Annotated in this window: 11 protein-coding genes; 2 read left to right on the forward strand and 9 right to left on the reverse strand. The window is 45.0% G+C overall.

The features are described 5' to 3' along the window. Window positions 1–801: 801 nt before the first annotated feature. Entirely contained in the window at window positions 802–2,256 is a 1,455-nt protein-coding gene (gene tnpC, locus ONT08_RS03640) for an IS66 family transposase (protein ID WP_264959263.1), read from the forward strand. 225 nt (window positions 2,257–2,481) lie between these two features. Next, window positions 2,482–3,651, forward strand: a complete 1,170-nt coding sequence (locus ONT08_RS03645) for an ATP-binding protein (RefSeq protein ID WP_264959264.1) — start codon at window positions 2,482–2,484, stop codon at window positions 3,649–3,651. Between the two features lie 115 nt (window positions 3,652–3,766). Here the strand turns inward: ONT08_RS03645 and ONT08_RS03650 are convergent, their stop codons facing one another. From ONT08_RS03650 to ONT08_RS03690, 9 genes are all read right to left on the reverse strand, one after another. Beyond that, the gene (locus tag ONT08_RS03650) at window positions 3,767–5,329 is read right to left on the reverse strand and encodes an ATP-binding protein (protein ID WP_264959265.1); all 1,563 of its coding nucleotides are present in this window, start codon (window positions 5,327–5,329) and stop codon (window positions 3,767–3,769) included. Window positions 5,330–5,459: 130 nt separating this feature from the next. Next, entirely contained in the window at window positions 5,460–7,853 is a 2,394-nt protein-coding gene (locus ONT08_RS03655; RefSeq protein ID WP_264959266.1) for a TlpA family protein disulfide reductase, read from the reverse strand. A gap of 62 nt (window positions 7,854–7,915) precedes the next feature. After that, window positions 7,916–10,522 carry a xylan 1,4-beta-xylosidase gene (xyl3A, locus tag ONT08_RS03660; protein ID WP_264959267.1) on the reverse strand — a complete coding sequence of 869 codons (2,607 nt, stop codon included), beginning with the start codon at window positions 10,520–10,522 and terminating at the stop codon, window positions 7,916–7,918. A 114-nt stretch (window positions 10,523–10,636) separates the two neighbouring features. Continuing rightward, the gene (locus tag ONT08_RS03665; protein ID WP_264959268.1) at window positions 10,637–13,174 is read right to left on the reverse strand and encodes a glycoside hydrolase family 31 protein; all 2,538 of its coding nucleotides are present in this window, start codon (window positions 13,172–13,174) and stop codon (window positions 10,637–10,639) included. A gap of 66 nt (window positions 13,175–13,240) precedes the next feature. Continuing rightward, entirely contained in the window at window positions 13,241–14,731 is a 1,491-nt protein-coding gene (locus tag ONT08_RS03670; RefSeq protein WP_264959269.1) for a family 43 glycosylhydrolase, read from the reverse strand. A gap of 20 nt (window positions 14,732–14,751) precedes the next feature. Further along, window positions 14,752–15,456, reverse strand: a complete 705-nt coding sequence (locus ONT08_RS03675; RefSeq protein ID WP_264959270.1) for an acetylxylan esterase — start codon at window positions 15,454–15,456, stop codon at window positions 14,752–14,754. A gap of 13 nt (window positions 15,457–15,469) precedes the next feature. After that, window positions 15,470–17,986 (reverse strand): glycosyl hydrolase family 8, encoded by a 2,517-nt coding sequence (locus ONT08_RS03680; RefSeq protein ID WP_264959271.1) that lies wholly within the window; start codon window positions 17,984–17,986, stop codon window positions 15,470–15,472. A gap of 118 nt (window positions 17,987–18,104) precedes the next feature. Further along, the gene (locus tag ONT08_RS03685; protein ID WP_264959272.1) at window positions 18,105–19,898 is read right to left on the reverse strand and encodes a RagB/SusD family nutrient uptake outer membrane protein; all 1,794 of its coding nucleotides are present in this window, start codon (window positions 19,896–19,898) and stop codon (window positions 18,105–18,107) included. A gap of 19 nt (window positions 19,899–19,917) precedes the next feature. Further along, the gene (locus ONT08_RS03690; RefSeq protein ID WP_264959273.1) at window positions 19,918–23,004 is read right to left on the reverse strand and encodes a SusC/RagA family TonB-linked outer membrane protein; all 3,087 of its coding nucleotides are present in this window, start codon (window positions 23,002–23,004) and stop codon (window positions 19,918–19,920) included. Window positions 23,005–23,092 lie beyond the last annotated feature (88 nt).

A 23,092-nucleotide genomic window follows, 5' to 3' on the forward strand; every position in this document is an offset into this window, starting at 1 on the left:
CATTTTATGATTTAAATTAATTATTAGTTGATTAAATTGTTATTTATGGATGCAAAGGTAAGCAAAAAAGCAGAATTCTACTTTATCATAATTACCAAATACTTTATTTTATGTAACACTTACATCTGTACCTTTACTGCCTTTCCGACATATTCCACCCTCTTGCTTGCCAGCATTGGCTGATAGCCTTCACTGCTATCAGTACTCAACAAGAAAAAAAACACACGGACAAATTGAATTTGTCCGGATTGCCTGTCCGGACGCTCATAACCGACCAATAATCAACGTATTACAAGCCACCGGACAAATTGTCCGGACAAATTCAATTTGTCCGTGTTATTTTTTTTGCATGAAATCATAAAGAAATACAAGGATTTCCATCCTGTCAATGAGTTCCCAAATAGAAAACGCTGACTTCAGACCCAAGAAACGGTGAGTTTTAGAGGAGAAAGCTATGAGTTAGGATTTTTAACATAAAGCACTAAAGCAGTAACTACTCAGCACCCCTATAGAAAACTTCTCGTTAATAAAGCATAAACTTGATTTTGCTTATTTTCATCATCATTACAAACTCTTTAATGATTGAGTCGGTGAGGACGTAGGTTGTTTAAAACAGCTCATTTTGCGAGTTCTTTTTCGGTGATGCTGCCAGCAAGTCTCCTTTGGCTATTATCGCCCTTCAACAATTTATCTGGCAGGAGATACGTTTTTGCATTTTCCACAAGTCAAAAGTCTGCGTTAAGGGATGTAAATCGTGATTTTGCCATGTGGATAAAAATGCTTATCTTTGCACCAAAAACAATGGCAAACGACTGTACTGACATAGATATTGTTTTGCGCCAGATAAACCAGCGTCTGCGCAAGCTTGAGAAGTCCGACTCCGAGAAGACAGCGGAGATCGGACGCCTCAACCGTGTCATTAACCAGAAGGACGTAGAGATACATAATCTAAAGACAGAACTTGCCGTTGCTAAAGAGCGCATCAAGGAACTCGAGGAAGCTGCTGACGATACGTCAAGTACACCAGGGAAGCCCGAGAAAAACAGCAGCAACAGTAGTATCCCTCCATCCCAAGAAAGTATCGCTTCCCGTGAGCAGCGCAGGACAAAGTCTCTTCGCAAGCCAAGCGGAAAGCCGAGCGGTGGACAGCCTGGCCACAAGGGGCACACACTACAGACTGTTGCAGAACCAGACGTAATTGTAAAGCACGAACCAGTCTATTGTAAATGCTGTGGTCGGCTCTTGATTGATATACCATGCCAGAAGATCCGTAAGACACAGATTGTTGATATCAAGGTGGTCGTAGAGACCTGTGAGGAACAGTATTACGAGAAGGTCTGTGAATGCGGTTGCGTAAACAACTGCGAAGCTCCCAACTGTCGTATCAAGTATGGTGACAACCTCCGTGCACTGGTGACATACCTCAATGTAGTGCAGTGTATTCCGTTCAAAAGGATTGCAGAACTTATATCCGACCTGTCCGGCCAGAATATAAGTGAGGGAACAGTGCAGAACATACTCAAAGAGAATAGCGGCAAGGCAGATAGTGCATACGAGGAAATACGCAAGAGGCTGGAAACAGCGTCTGTCGTAGGAGCCGATGAAACAGGTGCTGCGGTAGGAAAGCATCTGCATTGGAACTGGATATTCCAGAACGACCTGCTTACATACGTGTTCCAGTCAGAATCGCGAGGTCAGAAGGCCATAGATTCCAAGTTTCCAAAGGGACTTCCCTATTCGACACTTGTGACAGACAGACACCAGAGCTACTTCAAGATGAATGTTAAGGATCATCAGGTCTGTCTGGCTCATCTCCTTAGGAATGCAGAGTATCTGAACGAATTGGATTCAAACCAGGACTGGGCACGGAGATTCATCCAACTGATAGAACACTCTATAAATCTCAGAAGAGAGGGCAACATTACCTCTAGAAAGATAAAAGTACTGAAGACTAAGATGAAGAACCTCTTGGGTGAAAGCCTCACGCATTTAGATAACGAGTTTGAGAAATTCAAGAGAGGTATCCTTAAGGTCAAAGACTACCTGTTCACCTTTCTCTCCAATCCAAGTGTGCCATACGATAACAATGCCAGTGAGCGGGGAGTTAGGAAAATCAAGATAAAACAGAAAGTCAGTGGTTGCTTCCGAACAGACGGCGGTGCCGATGATTTTGCCAAGCTGCACTCCATCGCTGAAACTGCTATGAAGAACGGAAATTCGAAATTCAATGCAATTCTTGCTGTAGTACAACAGTAAGACGATTACTCATGCCCATAGGGGGTGCTGAGTAGTTACCTAAAGCAGCCGCATAAGAGAAAATCAAATTTGCTTCTCTAAGTATTTTATCGCTACAACCTTATATACATTCGCAAATTGCACTGAGTAGAGTGCAATTTACGTTAAAAATTGCACTCTACTCAGTGCAATTTCGTATTTAATTTGTATATTTGCACCCATAAAGAGCAATATAACAGGCATAATATGGAACAATTACAAGCAACATTCGACAAATTGCTGAGAGAAACGAGTACTACGTTTCATCGCTATATGTATAATCGCATCAATTGGGATGCTCGTATGATAGGATTAATGGGACCAAGAGGTGTCGGTAAAACAACTTTGGTGCTTCAACACATCAAAGAACAACTACCAAGAAAAGACTCTCTCTATGTACAGGCAGAAGATTTTTATTTTGCCAGTCACAGACTCACCGAACTGGCAGATTCATTTGCAAAGATGGGAGGAAAGTATCTTTTCATTGATGAAATCCATAAATACAAGGATTGGGCAAGGGAGCTGAAATTGATATATGATTATCATTCTGAACTCCATATAATGTTTACAGGGTCATCTGTTCTCGACATAGCAAAGGGGGCATTTGACCTGAGCCGTCGTGCACTTATGTACGAGATTCAAGGACTCTCGTATCGCGAATATCTGGAACTCTTTCATGGAATCCATTTTCCTGTATGTACGTTAGACCAGCTCATGCAACAGGAAGTCGATATACCAAATGGTTTCTTGCCTCTAGAACATTTCGCTGACTATCTGCAACGAGGATATTATCCTTTTTCTAATGGCGACATCAGAATGTATATTCAGCAAGTTGTCAATGCAACGATAGAAACCGATATTCCGCAATATGCAGACCTTACGGTTTCAACAGCAAGAAAGCTCAAAAGACTACTTGCCATCATCGCTCAAAGTGCGCCATTCAAACCTAACATGAGCCAGATAGGAGGTCAACTTGAAGTTTCAAGAAACAATATAGCCGACCTTTGCGCCTACTTGGAGAAAGCAGGACTTATTAGGCAACTCCGTACTTCAACAGGTGGCATTCAAGGTCTAGGCAAAGTGGATAAGATCTATCTGGATAATCCAACACTCATTTATACCCTTGCTGGAAAGAGTGTGGAGATAGGAACAGTTAGAGAAACTTTCTTCTTCAATCAGACACGCTCTCTCATGCCTGTCACAGTATCCCCTATATCAGATTTTCTGATTAACGGGAAATATACATTCGAGGTTGGCGGAAAGAAGAAAAAGCAAAATCAGCTACAGAACATAGAGAATGGATATGTGGTAAAGGATGATATAGAAACGGGCTATGGCAACATCATTCCGTTATGGATGTTTGGCATGCTCTATTGATAGATAATCCTTTATTATAGAAAAGATGACCTCGCGTTTTGCGAGGCCATCTTTTCTGTTGCTACTCCCCAGACTTCCACCAATCCAGGAAGAAGAGGTTCTGCTACCAAGGGAACTATTTTACCCAATCCAATACGATCGTCTTATCTTCATCAATCATAAAGTTCATACCAATCTTTTCCACGGTTTTGTCTCTTAGGGCAAAAGCATCAGCATAATGCTTGTTGTTAATTTGGTCAAGAGCCTCTTGTGCCGACTTATTAAATTTCAGTTCTATCACATAGATGGTATCCTTTGTTTCCATCGTAATGTCTGTTCTTCCCCGGAAAGTATGCTGTTCCACCAATATACGGAAATTCGTAAGCAGGGCAAAGATGATATACATTGTCTGCTGATAATGCCCCTCATAATCGGTATTATCGCAATAAGGTACCGTCTCCCAGAACGTTTTCAATAGCTGAAGAGCACCATCCATATTACCCTTATTGATAAGAGCCGACATCTTGGCCACGGTCGTATTGCACATTGCAGACTTTGCCGCCAAATAAAGCGGCAACATACTGCGGTACAAACCTATCCTCACCTCTTTGTTAGGCAGAGCCAAGGTATAGAGTTCCGTTTCCGGATCATAATTCTTGATTGTGATATAACCACTCTGATAAAGCAAAGGCATGATAGTAGTCATCGTCTCAGTGGCTGCATCGAAATCATCCTTTGATGCATCCATCTGTTCACCCAGGTCAATCGGTGTAAAGTCATATTTCCGCATCATATTAAGGAGATAGGTAGGAGTGCCTGAGCCAAACCAATAGGAATCAACCTTTCGCTTTGAAAAGCAAGTGAGCAAGCTGTATGGATTGAATATGTCAGAAGAAGGCCAGGCGAAATGATAGCCATCATAATTTTCCTTCAACTTTTCCAAAGTTTTATCATACGACAAGCCCAACACATCTGCCATCTGCTGAATATCTTCATGCATTTCTGTCACAAGTTCCTCCTTGGTAATGCCGCAAATGCCAGCATATTCTGTATCCATACTCACATTAGTAATATTATTGAGTTCACTGAATATACTAAGTTGCGAGAACTTGGTGATGCCTGTCAAGAAGACGAAACGCAGCATACGGTCGCTATCCTTTAGGGGACTATAGAAATTGCGCATCACCTCTCTCAATATATCCAAGCTAGTATCCTCATGTACCACATCGAGCAAAGGAGCATCGTATTCATCGATGAGCACAACGACCTTCTGCCCAGTCTGCTCATATACCGTTTTTATTAAATTAAGCATACGAACATTCGGGTCAGGAGAATCATTGACGATGCCAAATTTTTCTTCATTTACATTCAATATATACAAGAGATAGCGCACCAATTGGTCCTTCTCCATGTGCTTTCCACCTGCCAAACTAAAATGAAGCACAGGATATTTCGTCCACTCCTTCTCCAGTTTTTCAATAGCAAGTCCCTTAAAGAGTTCCTTCTTTCCCTCGAAGTAACTCTCAAAAGTCGAAACCAAAAGAGATTTGCCAAAACGACGTGGACGACTCAAGAAGAAATACTTTCCACTCGTATGAGTCATACGATAGATGTACTCCGTCTTATCTACATAGAGAAAGTCCTCCTCTCGAATCTCAGAGAAGGTCTGCATGCCTATTGGATATAACTTCGTTGCCATATTATCAACAATTTACTATTTACGTTGGCAAAGATAAGCAAAAATCCCGAAACCGCCAAGCGATTTCGGGATTTATTATGTATTCAACTGTGCACCCAATACCTTGAAGGGGATTTTATCAGTATTCTTACTATCTGTTCAGTTCCTTGATGATTTTCTCCAGATTGTCAAGCTGGCGGGCATCCACTTTCACATCTACCAGATTTCCTTCCTTGTCGAAGAGGCGATAGGATGGGAAGGAGCGAATGTTGAGATAGTTCTCGATGGCACTCTGCTGAGCCGCTGGCAAATTGTAGTGGGCGATATTGTCGCCAACCAGATTATTCAGTTTGATGAGATTTTTCCATGACTCTTCAGGACTGTTGCTTGCCATGTAAAGATATACCACATCGTATGGCGCCAGGCGTTCGAACTCTTCCTTCGAATGGGCTAGAGCCTCCTTGCAAGGGGCACACCAGGTTCCCCAGACATCCAGCAATACAAGCTTTCCCTTATAAGGCTCCAATATATGGCGAAGAAGCTTCTCACCATCGCTCATACCCTGAGGAGCTGTCTTGAGACTGGCAGTAATGTCCCTATTCTGCAAAGACAGGTACTTACGGTGTTCTGCCAATACTTTCTCCCTGAGAACTTCAGAACTGATGCTGTGTTCTGCCAGGTCAAGACCATAACTATTGAGTGGTATGGCTTCTCTTTCCAACATCTCAAGTAAGGCTTTGGAGATGATGACATCTTTCTGCTGCTGGCTGCATCCCATGCTATCAGCTATATGCTGGGCATAATATACTTCGAGGAGAGGAGACTCATCCTTAAGCATCTTGGCTATGTCTTCTCTTCCAATGATAGCCGTAGCACGCTTGGCAAGGACTGAGTTGGAAAAAGCATTTACTATTTTCTCCTGCTCCTTGGCATCTGTCGTCTGATATTGCTTGATAGTCATGCTATCCAGATTCTTAGCCCATTGTTCCACCGTAGCAATTTCAGAATTTGTTATCGCAATATCCCCCTGAGCCTTGTGCTTTTTCAACAGTTCCGGATAATAATTGGTGAACAAGAATCCATAGGTCTTCCCCATGAGTGTACTGTACTTTAACCTTGCTTCCTGGTCGATGAGATTTTTAGTCAGCATGTTATAGTCACGAAACTGAGTATAAGGCTGCGGAATCTCCTTCCATATTTTTTCCACTTGGCTTACATATTCCTGAGGGAAAATATGGTCTTTTACACGATATGCTCCTTGCAAGATATCCGAAGCATAAGTGCAGAGAAGGTATTGAGCCGCATACTCCTGATAACATTTGGAAATAGATGCCGATTTTTCTATCTGTTTCCGTAAGTTCCCTTCAGCCTCCTTATATCTGGATTCAAGAATCTGCATCATCTCCTGGGCTGGAACCTTATTCTCATTACCTGCATAGTCTGCGTTAATCATTGGGATAGGATGCGCTAGCAGTTCGTTTTGCAAGCGACAGTTCTTACCCATGAAGATGGAATGTCCAGACTTGAAGTCATAGAGCAGATAATAGGTCTCACCTGGCTCCAACACCGTGTTGATATAAGTATGTTTCCAGTCCATGAAAACCTCGGTAGAGTTAATGAGGGGTACTTTGATCTCAAATCTGCCAAGAGAATCGAGCTTGCTACAATTGCTCACTTCCTTGAATGTGGAAAAGAGATCATAATACTGCACACTATACTCCTGCCCTCTATCCCAAAGTTCCTTAGGCATATTTCTGAGCCATCCCACAACAATAGCCGTATCGGGCTTGTTATGAGTATCCTTCAGACTTGTGGTCTCATCTTTCTGCGGATAATCCGGAAGGGTGGAAGTGGTAATGAGCGAATATTCGGCTTTCTTGCCGTTGATGCTCATCGTGCGCTTGCCATGTTGAGGTTTGTCGATGTTGACAGCCAGGTCGCTCTTGCCATCTGTAAGGATGAAAGAATACTTGTCGCCCTTCTGATTCTTCTGCTTGTATTGCCAGTAACGGCAGTCGTAGATGGCGAAATCATCATAGAATCCTATCTCCCAATCGCCGGTCGCATCGTTTCGCCAAAGCGAGGAGAAGAGCTGTTTGATGCGGGTATCGATATTCTCGATGCCAAATATCTTGAAGTTCTTTTTGCCGTCACCTTCCAGGAAGTCAAACTTTCGGGTCTTCTTGGGGAGCGGTGCGAAATGGAAGACCACATCCTCCTTGCCTGAGCTAGGCATATAGTGTTCTTCGTCAAGTTTCAGTCCATCACAGCTCTTGACGAGATATTTCTTGCCATCAGCAAGGAGATAGGTTTCCTTCACAAACTTTATCCAATAGTGTGGGGGAAAAGTGATGTGCATGAACACTCGTGTTTCATCATCTGCGAATTCCACACGATAGATGTTGAGTTGAGATTGAAAAGGATCATAAAATAGCTGGTTCGATTCAGCTATCGGCTGTTCCCAGACAATAGGTTTCTTGCCATTCCCAGCCCAGCAAGTACAGAGACATAGGACTGCAATAAGTACACAAAGGATTCTTTTCATAATTCGATTATTTTATTGGATTGATACTATTGAAAGCAGTATATATTAAAGTATACCGTTACTTAATATTCAATAGAAACATCCAGTTTCTTCAAATCCTTATCAGCCGAACTGCTGCCGTAATAAACCTCATACTTTCCTGCCTTGGCACGGACGGTATTGGTTGCAGCATCGAAGAGTTCGAAGTTTCTGCTATCCAGCGTAATGACAGCCTCAGCAGTCTTTCCTGCCTTCACCTCCACTCTCTCGAAAGCCTTCAAGCTCTTCAATGGTCCTTCGGTATCGGCAGGATCCTTCACATATACCTGCACAATCTCGGTTCCATCCTTCTTTCCTACATTGCTTACAGGTACCTTCAGCGTAATCTTCTCACCCTTCTTCAGGATAGAGTTGGAAAGTGTAGCATCGCCAATACGGAAAGAAGTGTAGCTTAAACCATAACCGAATGGGAAGAGCGCATCGTTCATATAACGATAGGTTCTGCCCTTCATGCTGTAATCCTTGAAATCAGGCAACTGCTCAGAATTCTTATAGAACGTAATAGGCAACTTGCCGGCAGGATTGTACTCTCCGAAGAGTACACGAGCCACTGCCTCACCACCTTCCTGACCAGGATACCAGGCTTGGAGAATAGCATCGCAACTCTCTGTCTCTGGAGTCAAGGCGATAGCCGAACCAGAACAGTTGACAAAGACAACCTTTTTGCCCGCCTCCTTCAAAGCCTTCAGGAAATTGCGCTGAACCTTAGGCAATTCGATGTTGGTGCGGTCACCACCCTTGAAGCCAGAAATCTCGATAGGCATTTCCTCACCTTCCAACTGTGGAGAGATGCCACCTACGAAGACTACTGTCTCGCAATCCTTCAACTTCTTGAGCGAAGCCTGATAGTCGATAGGATTCTCATGCCCGATATTGAACTTCATGTCCGCATTATAGTTAGGCATCTCGTGATAGCGAATCTCTATCTTATACTCCTTGCCCTTCTCGGCTTGGAACTCGATACGACTCTCGGTAGTGCGCCAGATAGAATGCTCTGCCTTCTTCTCACCATTCAGATAAACCTCGTAGTGACCGCAACCAGCCACGTCGAGCAACACCTTGTCTGTCTGCTTAGGACGGAACACGGTTTCATATTTTGCAGAGAAGCCCACCAGCTTCACATTAGGAGCGAAGGAGTGCTGACCATAGGTCGTTACCTGCACAGGATTCTTTTCCTGAGTGATGGTAACAGGCTTACCTTCCATTTCACGATTGTTCCAGAAAGTGCCCTTAAAGCCCATCTTGCCATCCATGCTGCACTGGTCGAAGTAAGAATCCAAAGTCTGGTCGTTCACCAGGTCGCACCCTTTAAAGGTGACGACCTGGTTTTTCTTCAAACGACTCTTGATACCATCCAGGATGGTAATTGTCTGTCGTGGAGTACCATTATAGTTTCCCCACATCATCGGTTCGTTATCCACATTTGGTCCGATGAAAGCAATCTTCTTTAGCTTTTTATCGAGAGGTAATACCTCATTATTGTTTTGGAGCAGCGTCATGGTCTGCAGAGCCATATCGAGCGAGAGCTGGCGATGTGCCTTGCTGCAAAGCACAGATACAGGAATCTTCGACCATGATACTATCTTGTTGTCATCCATCTCACCCAAGTCGAAACGACCTTCGAGCAGACGAATCACATGCTTATCAACTTCTTCTTCAGTCAGGGCACCATACTTCACAGCCTCAGGCACTGATTTATATACATAATTAAATCCACATTCTACATCGGTTCCAGCCAATACACCCTTAGCTGCTGCATTTCTGGCATTGCTCGAAACCTTATGGTTCTCCCAGAAATCAGTAACAGCGCCACAGTCGGAAACTACCAGGTACTTGAATCCCCACTCATCCCTGAGAATCTGCTGCAAAAGGCGGGTGTTGCCGCAGCATGGTTCATCATCCCAACGCTGATAGGCACACATCACCTCACGCACCTTGGCATCCTGCACAAGTGATTTGAAGGCGGGCATATAAGTTTCCCAAAGGTCGCGCGGTGTAACATCGGTAATATTGTCTGTATGGCGAGCCCATTCTGGTCCGCTATGAATTGCATAGTGCTTGGCACAAGCCCAGAGTTTGCGGTATTTCGTATCTTCAGGTCCCTGCAATCCGCGCACCACGGCACATCCCATCCTACTGGTAAGATAAGGATCCTCACCATAGGTTTCCTGTCCACGTCCCCAGCGAGGATCACGGAAGATATTCACGTTTGGAGTCCAGACAGATAAAGCATGGAAACGGGTTACATCTCCTCCCTTCTGCTGCAGTTCATTCCATTTGGCACGCATCTCATCAGATGTTGCATCAAAGACTCTATACACCATTCTGTCGTTAAACGAAGCTGCCATTCCGATAGGTTCCGGAAAGACGGTTACATCTCCCATGTTCGCCACACCATGCAGTGCCTCGCTCCACCACTGGAATCTCTTGATTCCCAATCGTGGGATAGCCGGCGAATCATCCAGCATCAGAGAAGCTTTCTCTTCCAAAGTGAGACGACCACATAAATCTACCGCTCTCTCATGAGCCGAGAGGGCTGGATTCTGATAAGGAAACTGCTGTGCAGAAACATTGCCGGAGGACATAGTTACCACAAACATCAAAGCTGCGTATATAACATTCTTGTTCATTGTAATTACTATTAAGCTATTAGTATATTAAATTGTTATTTGTGCTGCAAAGATAAACAAAAAAGCAGAATACTACTTTATTACAAGTATCAAATACTTTATATAATGTAACACTTACAGCTGTATCTTTACAGCTTTTCCGTCATATTCCACACTCTTGCTTGCCTGCATAGGCTGATCGCCCGCACCACTATTGGTATCCACCAGTACGATATGGAATCTGCGATGCTGGAGCATTCCCTTATAGCTGCCCTTGCGTGGAGCGATGCTCAGAGTTCTGTCAGCTTCATTCCAAACAAACTGGATTTCCGAGAATTTACCCTTCTCATAGTTGTAGTTGTCGCCCTCATCCTCATAGAGCGTAAATTTACCATCAGCACCAGGATAGACACGAATTTCCAGCTCATCCCAAGGTTTCTCTGAACTATACAGCACTTCAGGACCGAATGGCAGGATGGTACCAGCCTTGATGAACACAGGCATGATGTCGATAGGACAAAGGCGTTGGATATCCTGACCGCCCTCATACTGGGTGTTTCTCCAGAAATCATACCATTTATTACCCTTTGGCAAGTAAACATTCACAGGCGCAGCTGCCTTCCTTACATCAGGATAGATGGTATGTCCCTTCTTCTCCTTATCCTTCCAGGTGTATAAAGGATCGGTTACCGGCTTCACCAGGATGTTGCGGCCGAAGAGATACTCATCGTTCAGACGGGAAGCCTTCTTGTCTGCCGCATAATCCATTACCAAAGCACGCATCATGCTTCCGCTATTCTGTACACAGTCGCCAGCCGTACTGTAGATATAAGGCAAAAGGCGATAGCGCAGCTTGATGGCCTTAATCATAGCATCATAAGCCCAGTCGCCCTGCTTTCCGAATTCATACAGTTCGCTTACCATCGGCGAAGAACAGTGGTTGCGCATCAATGGCATGAAGGTTCCCCACTGCATCCAGCGGGTCTGCAATTCCTGAATGGCTGGATTCTTTGGATTCTGTTCAAACTCCCAGTAGAAGAAACCACCCAGGTCGGTGTTCCAGAATGGGATACCGCAGAGCGAGAAGTTCAAGCCCGATGGAATCTGATTCTTCATCTCGTCCCAGGAAGCCACCACATCACCGCTCCAGCAGATGGTGCCATAATGCTGAATACCGAGACTGCCGCTTCGAGTCATCTGGAGCGAACGCTTTGTGTTGCCCTTCATCGCTCTCTGGTGCTCGTAGATGCTCTTGTTGTGCAACAATGGGAAGGCGTTCTTCACGCCCAACCATGAACCATCGAAGGTCTGATAGTTCTCATCGCCCGGCTTCTCAAAATGGTCTGGCTCCGTAGAATCGGTCCACCAGGCATCAAAGCCCATCTGGTAGAGATGAGTAAGATACTTCCAGTAGAGGTTGCGAGCCTTCGGATTGAAGACATCGTATGGCATCACGCCACTGTTTCTTGGCCACGTTTCAAAAGGAAGGAGGGCATTCATCTTCTTCAGTTCACGATACTGCTCTGTCCAAGGACCGAAACTTGCCCAGATGGAAATCATCAGATGGGCATCGTTCTTATGAACATACTTCACCATCTCTTCCGGACTCTTCAGGCGGGGTTCTCCCTGTACCTTCATCTGCTTCATATCGGTAGGAAGATACTTGGCATAGGCTGGGTCGCCCACCTTATTTATATAGTATGGGTTCTGGAACTTCATCGCATTCCAGTTGGAGTCGCATCCCCAATACTGCCAGTCCTGTACGATGGCATCAGTAGGAATCTTCAGTTCGCGATACTTGTCCAACACGCCAGCCAGTTCATCACTGGTCTTATAGCGCTCACGGCATTGCCAGAAGCCCATCGCCCATTTCGGGAACATGGTAGCCTGTCCGGTGAGTTCACGGATGCTGGCGATGACTCCATCTTGCATACCATCCTTATACATGAAATAGTAGTCGGCGCAGGTTCCCACTTCACTGGTAAAGGAAGTGCATGATGGCTGGTTGCCATTATTCTTGGATGCTACGATATCATTGAAATAGGTTTTTCCTGCATTGTCCCAGTAAAGACCATAGCCCTTCTCACTGGTGAAATAAGGGATGGCGATATAAGTATTATTGTTCCAGAGTACGATATTCTGTCTACCACGCTGATTCATGTAAACATCGCGCAACTGTCCCAGACCATAGATGGCCTCGTCATCAGCAAGACGGAAGTCCTGCTCTATACGGTACTTGCCCTTGTTGGCTTCATCCTTGCGAGCTTCCAGACGGGTCTTCGTATCAGTAAGCAGCAGCTTTCCATCCTTCGAAAGGAAGCGGATTTCGCCAGTCTGCTGATTCAGTTCAACGGAAATAAAACTAGAATTGATTTTTACAATATCACCGTTTTCCTGTATTTGAACGCCCTTCATCTGCTGAGGTTTCAAGATGACAGAATAGCTTTTCTTCTGAACAGGAGCACCAAGTCCGGCATCAGATTTCAAGATGCGGACGATGGATGGAGAATAGAATTCGATGGTTACATTCTGCTGAGCCACCTGACGGGTGATAGACTTGGCAGCCGCACCTTTCTGGGTGCCTGCCACCTTTACATTCTTGGCGCTGAGTTCACTTGGAAGGCCAACGACAGCGATGCCCAAAAGGGCAATGAAAGATAAATTCTTTAGCATACTTCTGTTTATTTTATTAGAGGGTTTATGATTGGGACGCTTCTCGATTGTCAAATCATCATGAATTTATTGTTGTCTGAAATTCCATTTAGAATTATCGCTATTGAAATCGAAAGGAGCCAAGCCTGGGGTACAATCGCCGAGTGAAACCAATGCCAGTTTCTCTTCAGTGCCTGGCACTGCCTTAGGCATGATGCGATAGGTACCATCGGTGAGCTGTTCGATACGCCAAAGCTGGGCATCTTCACCCGTAAACTCAGGTTTGGCAATGACATCATGCAGAGCGGTTGCGGTAAGATAGCGAGTAGTGCCTTCTATGCAGATTTTATAATAAGGACCACCCAGATAACCACCCTTTCCGGCAGGCATGATACTCCACTTCTGATGAGGACGGAACATATAATCGTTCATTCTTACCTTTACCTCGCCCTTAGGCCATTCTGTCTCTACCTCCTTCAAGGTCTGAGGCTCAATATTCTTCAGAGGCTTGGTCGGCTTAATCCAGAAAGGTTCGATATCCCGCTGCATTCTCACGAAATCTACGGCAATCTCCAGGGCATAGCCTCTTCGTTCCGATTCTATCTCGTAGGTTCCGGCATGAAATTCATCACCAGCCACAGGCCAGTCGTTCTTCCACAACAAAGGACGGATGGCCAACACGCTTCGTCCTCCCTGTCTGAAATCAGACTCATAGTGGAACGACATCTTTTCTACACCCTCTTCCTCAATATAGCGGCCGAAGTGACCGGGACCCGTCTTCAGATTGTTGGCAGCAATCACCATTTTTCCACCGCCCTGCAACATCTCTCTGCCCACATTATCTACGTATGGACCGGTTATCTTTCGCGAACGTCCCACAACGATATTGTAGGTAGAATTAGGACCATCGCAACAGGTGCCATGGGTGCCGAGAAGATAATACCAGCCGTTGCGGTAAATCAAATCAGTAGCCTCGCAGTCGATGGCGATATTGACGGGTTCGTTGCCTTCCATCCGCTTACCAGTCTTCGGATCAAGTTCTACCAGACGGATAAATCCGAAATAGGTACCATAGCTGAGCCAGAGTCTGCCGGTAGTAGGGTCGAGCAACAAGCCCGCATCAATGGCATCACAGTCTTCATCATCCAATGAAGAAGCTACCACCACCGGTTCAGTATATTTGAAATCAGGCGATTTCGGATCAAGCGTTTTGTTCCACATCGTCAGGACATCACCGCGATGACTGCCTCCCAATCCACCGCCCGTAGCACTGTAGGCTACAAGATAACGGTCGCCAATCTTCAACACATCAGGAGCCGCTCCTCTGCCGGGACGAACAGCACCACCCTGCCAGGTCCAGCCATCCTCCGACCAGATTCCACCTTCACCCGTTCCAAAGGTATAATACTTTCCATCACACAGGGCAATGGTAGAAGGGTCATGAATGAAAGGTTCGCCCACCTGGGCTTCTGCCTCGTAAGCAGAAGAAGACAACAAGGCAACCAAAGCAGCGGCATAAAGTTTCTGCTGAGCAGCAACCGGGCTAAAATATCTGAAAAATATATTGTTCTGTTTCATAACTTTCTTTATTGATTGCACTACTTCACGTGAATAGACAGGTTTCTGACAGGCTTGCCCTGTCCGTCGATGAATCGGACACAGAAGTCGCTCATACCAGGACCATTGATTACTGCACCACGAAGAATATTCCTACCTTTCTTCAAGGTAAGCTTCTTGGAAACCACATCATCGCGAACCATTCTTCGGTCGCCTTCGAGCATCACCGCCTCCTCGCCATTGAGCCACCACATGGAAGCACCATTCGAGCCAACAGACAAGCGGACGTCTTTCATCTCCTCAGGGCAATCGATAATGGTAACCGCCCAGAACAAGACACCATACTTGGGCTTCTTAAACGAAGTAGCAAAACGGAAGAGCTTCACATTAAACAGTTTACTGTCCAGCGCATGCCATTTCAGTTTTTCCTTGCCCACCTTCACGACGGCTCTATCCTTAGGAACTGTTTCCATCTGTTTAGGGAAATACTGCGTATGGAATATCTCCTTCAGATAAGAATCTGTAAAAACGACATTGCTCTTGACCGGCATAGAGATTGGCTCCAGGAGCAACCATCTCTGAATAAATCCAGCCGCATTAGGCATGGCAGCCTGCTTGCCGACTGGTCCGAAATAAGGATTGATGTCTTCAGGTAAATTCCTATTTTGGGCATCCGCAGAGGAATGTCCAAAAAGGAATATACATAAACAAAACAATCTAACTATTTTATTGAAAATATTGTACATAGACTATTCATTATTATTGAGGTTCGATAATCTGATAACGGCCACTCAGATGCATGAAGGCGAAGAGACGCAACAGTCCGTCGTAATAGCCATCGAAGAAACCTTCCTTGTCTGGCTCATGCTTGGCATTCCAGAAATGACTGACGAATTCCCTGCCCTTCACATGATTGCTGACCAATGAAGCCGCAGCCGCTGTAGCAACAAAACCGATAGAATGGCGGAGTGCCTTAGGAGCTGTACCTGCCGGCAGAATATCTTCTACCATCGTTCCATCTACATTATACTGGTCCAGGAAAGAATCAATGCCCTTACTATACAGGAAGTTCTGCAGCGTATTGGCATATTCCTGCTGCCACTCCTTATCCTTGCAAGCCCAGGAATAATCGAGCGCTATGTTCATTGGCACTCGCCATGAGTCATAACGGAATGCATCACCCAACAACCGACCGGTCTTCATCAGACTGCCATCATAGTTGCAATAGTCCGGGTTCAAGCCCGTCTTCTCATTGATACACTTATGCAGGAACTCACGGCTTTTCTCTGCACACTCCTTCCAGAACTGGGAACGTCCGTCGTTAGCCCATTTCGCCCAAACCTCGTAAAAGGCAGGGAGATGGTAAGAAGGGTCGGTAAACTTCCCGCCCCAATGATCGGGCGTAAAGGTGATGAGCTGATGTTCAAGATTGATGAGCGGAGCTGTGCGGTCCATTCCCGCCTTCTGCATGCTGCAATCCAGAATATGCTGCGCTTCCTTCAGATAGTTGATGCCCGTATCATTGCCCCATCGGTTGGATGCAAAGATGAGCGAAGTTACGAAATAGAGTTCACCATCCGATGCGGCTCCCTGCGCATTTCTCGTTCCATCAGTCTTGCAGCTCCATGCGAAATAGCCCTTATAAGGTCCTTCCTGATGCTGCATGTATTTCTTGCTCCATCGCCAGAGGCGGTCGAAGATGTCCTTCTTGTCAAACTGCACGGCAGCCATCATTCCATACGACATGCCTTCGGTTCTCACATCATTGTTCTTTATATCGCTGACATATCCCATGGAATCGCCCACCTCGAAATAAACCTTGTTCTTACCGTAGAATACATCATTGAACACTTCGTTCACCTTCCTGTCAATATCAGCCTGCTTATAGCCCATCTCGGCAAAGAGATTACGATACTGGTGAGTTTCAAAAGCTCCCTTTTCCCAAGGCAACGCATCGAAGCCCAGCCAGTCTACCTCTACGTCGGCACCACTCTGCAAGGATACGTGGAGAGCATGAACGCCCTGAGGAGCATGAAGCACCTGGGCACGGATATTCTTCCAGACAGCCGACTTTGGAATCTTCACCTTAGCGATGATATTACCCTTCTTGCCATCGGCTCTGACTACGAGCACACCGCCCTTTGAAGACTTGGCACGAACGGTGATTTCTTCCACCTTCTCATTACCGAAATCCACCTTATTATATATAAGGGCAGTATTCGATTTAGAAAAGAGAGTCTTCCAGCCGGCAAAGCAGTTGTTCTTATCCAGATATTCAATACCAATACCCTTGCCTTGCAGCGCAGAATAGCGGTCAATCTGAATATGCGAACGAGCGTTCGTCAATCCCACACCTCTTAGCGTAGGTATCACCTTCTGTATCGTTCCATCGGGATTGAAGTTCAGAGAGTCGATTCGCACCGAGCGGTTCTTGTCAAACTTAGGCGAATAATCATTATGATGATAGAAGAGATACCACTGTCCCTGATATTCCACGATGCTATGATGATTGGTCCAGCACTTCGTAGGTGACTCATCCATGATGATACCCTTGAATGTGAAAGGTCCCATCGGATGGTCAGCCATGGCATAAGCCAGCGTTTCGGTTCCATCCTTTTCACGTACCCAAGGGAAGGTGAAATAATACTTGCCGTTACGCTCGAAGGCAAATGGTCCTTCCTTGAATCCCTCAGGCAATCCCTCTACCAGTTTGGGTTCCGAGGCAAGTTCCGTCATGTTTGGTTTCAGCTTAGCCATGTGCAATCCTGCTCCAGCCCAGTAGATATAAGCCTGTCCGTCCTTATCTATCAGCACACAAGGATCTATGCCGTGCACACCCTCTATGGGTTTCCACATCGGCATAAACGGTCCTTCAGGCTGGTCGGCAACCGCCACACCTATTCCGAATCCCTTCTCCTCCCCTTTCGGAGCGGCAGGGAAATAGAAGTAATATTTTCCGTCTTTCTCTACACAGTCAGGAGCCCACATCGTATAACTGTCGTCCTGTACCCAAGGTACTTTATCCTGCGAAACGATGACTCCATGATCCTGCCACTCCGTAAGATTAGTGGAAGAGAAAACGTGATAATCTGCCATGCAGAACCATTCCTTCAGTTTCTCAATAGGACTCGGAATATCATGAGAAGGATAAAGATATACCTTCCCGTTGAATACGCGAGCCGTAGGATCAGCAGAATACTGTCCGCTGATAATCGGGTTCTGAGCCGAAGCTCCTGTCGATAACGCCAGCATCAAGGCACACATCCATGTTTTCATACGTAAATTCCTTTAAAGAAGAAAAAAGGGAGTGCTTTTTTTCAAAACACCCCCTAATTGTCAAACAATCTATAGTTCTTTAAACTTAAAACACTATATTAACAAAACAACTTCATGATTACCAACCAGGATTCTGCTTTAGGTTAGGATTCTTATCCATCACGGTCTGTGGATAAGGGAAGAACTCATGCTTGCCCTTCTTGAAACCTACCTTGAAATTAGTCTCAGGAGTGTTGGTCGTATAGAAACGGCTGTTTGCTTCTGTTCCATGCTCCCAAGTTACATTCTGGTCGTCTGCCTTTGGAGCTCTGAAAACCTTATCAAACAAATGTGGCACGACTGTACCAGCCTTAGTCAAACGCTCAATGGCCTTTGTATCATTCCATCGCATGATATCGAACCAACGACAGCCTTCAAGCCAAAGCTCATATGACTTTTCTTTCTTCAACACATCCATATCAACAGTTTCACTGATTGTCTTGGAACCAGCACGTTTCTGAATCATGTTGATATATTTCTTAGCTTCAGCCTGATCGCCTGTCTGAAGACAAGCCTCTGCATAATTGAGTAAAACCTCAGCGTAACGCATGACAAGATAATTATTCAAGCGAATGTTATCACCATATTTCTTGCCTTCAGTATCAGAAGCTCTCATTATTTGCTTGAACGCCAACCAGGTAGAGTTGCCGTAGAGTCCCTGAACAGGGTCATTGATGCCAATCTTGTTACTGGTTTTCTTCTGCTCGTCAGTCATATTATCGATTTCATCCTTGCCGTAAGACATATGATAAACCGCATCATCAATATGCTTTAAAGTAGCCTTCAAGCGATAAGAGTCACCATCATTTTTATAGAACTCGTCACCAAACCACTGAGGCACGCCAAGGCCACCCCAGCCATCAACACCGCCACAATAAACCTTGTTAGGAGAAACAACAAAGTGATCAGCACGCCAATCCCAATAGTTGGTTTCCATCCAGCTAGAACGCTGAATCATACCACCCCAATCGGTCTTACCTGCATTATACTCGAAGTTGACTTCAAATACCTTCTCCTCGTTGGCATCACCCTCGATATGGAAGTTGTCAGCATATTTCTCACCAGGAACAAGATCATACTTGCCCGAGTCTATAACCTTTTTAAGGGCAGTTTTAGCCTTGTCATACTGACCGGCAAACAAATAAGTCTTTCCGGCAAGAGCATATGCAAAGCCCTTGGTTACCTTCACTGCTCCATCCTTGTCATCCTTACTTTTACGCTCATCCAAATCGTTGGCAGCATTCTCACATTCCTGCGCAATCCACTCTATCAACTGTTTGTGATCCATAGGATGCTCAGGATCCTTATCACAATTAAAAGGCAGTGCAGAAGCATCCAGAACATGAGTTACCAATGGTGGAGTACCCCAGAGATTAGCCAACAGGAAATAATCATAAGCACGAAGCACACGAGCCTCTGCGGCACAACGTTTCTGCACAGCGGTAGTAGCATCGGCAAAGTGATCGAGTACAAGGTTACAGGCATATACAGAGTGATAGAGGCCTGTGTACATAAACTTTGGCACCTCAGCCTCAGCATCATAATAGAACTGATTGAGCATGATACCAAACGTATTATCACCAGAGTTGGCACCTGCTGCCAACACATCGTCTCCACACTCATTGACTATCAGTTTCAATGGAGTATAAATACCTGGGCCACCACCATCGTGGTTACGTCCCATCACATTACACATAAAGCTTTCGTATGCAGCAACGAGGGCTGACTCTGCATCAGCATCGGTCTTATAGAAGCTCTCGGTAGGTATTACACCCTTCTGCTCAATGTCAAGCTGATCCTCACAAGATGTAGTGAGCGTCATTGTTCCTGTGGCAGCAAGAGCCAATATTGTTGAAAATAATATTTTCTTCATTGTTTTTGAATATTAAAGGTTAGAATGTTACATTGATACCAAATACCACCTTCTTGGAAGTTGGATAAGTACCATTATCAAAACCACGAGAGGCGCCACTGTTGATAGAAGCGGTCTCCGGATCAGCACCAGGATACTTGGTGATGGTGAAGAAATCATCCAGTGAGCAATATACACGAAGATTGCTGATACCTGCCACGCTAGTGATAGCCTTTGGCAATGTATAGCCCAACTGAATCTGCTTGATCTTGAAATACGAGCCACTGAACACTGCTGCATCAGAACTGAAGAACTTCCAGTCTGTAGAAACCTTTTTCATATCAGGATACTTAGCATTGGTGCGGTCTGCTCTCCAAGAATCCTTCCAGTAGGTATCAATTCCATTGATCAACGGACGGTCTGCAGAAACCATCAAGTTGTAAATCTTGTTGCCAGCAGAGCCTGTTCCAAATACGGTGAGGTCAAAGCCCTTATATTCTGCATTAAGAGTAATACCATAAGTAAACTTAGGAATACCTGAGCCCAAATCCTGCTTATCTTCATCGGTTGGAGCTGAAGTTGTTTCGCCATTCTTATTATAATAGAGAGCGCTACCATCTTCGGCTACACCTGCATACTTGTAACCACGGAAATACCATACCTGATGGCCAGCCTCGAATGTAGGCTTAAGCTGGTTATTGAATCCATCAATACCTATTTCGGTCAAACGGCTTACAAGGTTAGAAACCTCCTTCACCTCATTCTTCAGAGTTGAACCATTTACGGTCACACTATACTTAAAGTCCTTGATGTGATCTCTCCAACCCAACTCGAAATCAAGACCAGAGTTAAGTACCTTACCTGTATTAACAACTCTCTTGTTTACACCAATCTCTGGAAGAGGAGCGATTTCAATCAAGAGGTCCTTGGTTGTCTTACGATACCAGTCTAAGCCCAAAGTCAAGCGGTCGTTAAGGAATCGCGCATCAAGTCCAAGGTCAATCTGCTCTGAAGTTTCCCACTTCAAGTCTGGGTTAGCAAGTCCAGAAGGCTTAGAACCAAAAGTCAGCTTACCATCTCCAATAGAAGGATTATACTGATAGAAACTCTGATTAAGAGCTAAGGTAGAAGCATAACGATAATTGTTCAAGATATTGACGTTACCATTCTGACCCCAAGAACCACGAAGTTTCAAGAAAGAAATGGCATCACGACTTATATTGTCCTTGAAGAACTTCTCATTGCTGATAGCCCATCCTGCTGAAACTGATGGGAAATTACCCCAACGTGCCTTCTTTGAAAGTTTTGATGTATCGAAAGCATCACGACGGAAGTTAACCTGCATGAAGTAACGGTTGTCATAGCTGTAAGATACACGACCAAAGTAAGATAACTCTGTAGCATCTGAAGGAGCGTTACCTACATTCTTGGTTGCATTAGCCAACAAGTAGTCGATGTAATGGAAGTTTGGCTCATAAGATGTGAGTATGTTACCTCCTGTAGAACTGATGGAACTATTGTCCCAATGATTCTTGGTAAACGACATACCTGCCATGGCACCAATAGTGTGCTTGCCGATTGTTGTCAAATAGTTGGCAAAGTTCTCCCACTGATAGTACAAGCCATTATTGGTTTTCGCTTCAATGGTATAGTTTTCACTATGTGCCATAGATGATAACCAATATGGAGTCTCGTAGTTATGATAGTTACTCTGAGTGATACGATAACCTAAGCGAGAAGTAAATGTAAAGCCCTTGAATGGCTTGATATTGGCAGCAACGGTACCACGTACATTGATACCAGAAGTCCATGTGTCATGACGGTCGCGCTGATAGAGAGGGTTACCAGTAGCATCATCTACATATTTAGAAGTACCATAGTAGTCATTGTTATGGCTTGGATCTCTTGGAACTGGGCCACCGGCTTCTACCTGGGCCTTCATGCCAGGAGCCAAATCCTCCACATTACTGATATAAGCTGGAGTCAAAGGATCGATAGAAACCACAGAGTTCAGCAATGAACCATAACCTTTAGTTACACCTTTGGTCTTCCACTTTTCAAAAGATGTATTAGTAGTCACGTTCAACCACTTATAGATATCATAGTCGGCATTGATCTGACCAGTGAAACGCTTATAAGTATCCTTGCTACCTTTAACGATACCATCATTGTTCAGGATATTCAAGCTGGCGAGGAAACGGCCCTTGCCATTGCTTGCCTGCACGGTGAGGCTATGCTGATGAGCCAGACTGTTCTCAAATACCTCGTCATACCAGTTGGTGTTCTGACCATTATAGTTGTTCTTCTTCAGAAGTTCATCGGTCAAGTCGCCCAAATACTTGTGATACTCGATATACTCAGGAGCATCAAAGATTTCAGCCTTCTTTCCCAACGACTGGATGGTGAACTTGCTGCTGTAAGAAATCTGTGCCTTACCGCCATTGGCAGCACCCGTCTTGGTTGTGATGATAACGACACCATTACCCGCCTGCGCACCATAGATGGCAGCAGAAGCGGCATCCTTCAATACCTCCATGCTCTCGATCATAGATGGATCCAGGTACTGGATGTTATCCACCTTCAGACCATCGACAATGAGCAACGGACCGATATTACCACTATTGGAAGAATAACCACGGATACGGATATCGGCAGCCTCACCCGGACCACCCGAGTTGATAATCTGCACACCGGCAGCCTTACCCTGGAGGGCAGCACCGGCATCGGTAGCTGACAAACCCTTGATGTCATCGCTCTTGATAGATGCAACTGCACCAGTCAGGTCGCTCTTCTTCTGAACGCCATAACCGATGACAACGACATCATTAAGAACTTTTGAATCGTCCTTCAAGGTAATGGAAAGTGTTTTACCAGCCTCAGCTTTCACGGTCTTAGGCTCCATACCCACATAGGTAATTGTCAATGTTGCATCAGGTGCAGCATCAATGCTAAACTTACCGTCCAAGTCGGTAACAACACCCAGTTTGCTACCATCTACTTTAACAGTAGCACCAATCACAGGTTCTCCACTTGGATCAGTCACTATACCTTTTACTATGCTCTGAGCCGAAACTCCCAAAGGAAGCAAACAGAGCAGGAATAGCAATACAAACGGCTTTTCAATCATTCCTTAATTCCGCAACACTATAGTTTAACATTATTTATAAGTGCCTGAGCAACAAAAAGTTGCCCAGGATTTTGCCATGTCAGAATTT

It is taken from the genome of Segatella copri (genome assembly GCF_026015465.1).
In the GTDB taxonomy this organism is placed as follows: Bacteria; Bacteroidota; Bacteroidia; order Bacteroidales; family Bacteroidaceae; genus Prevotella; species Prevotella copri_E.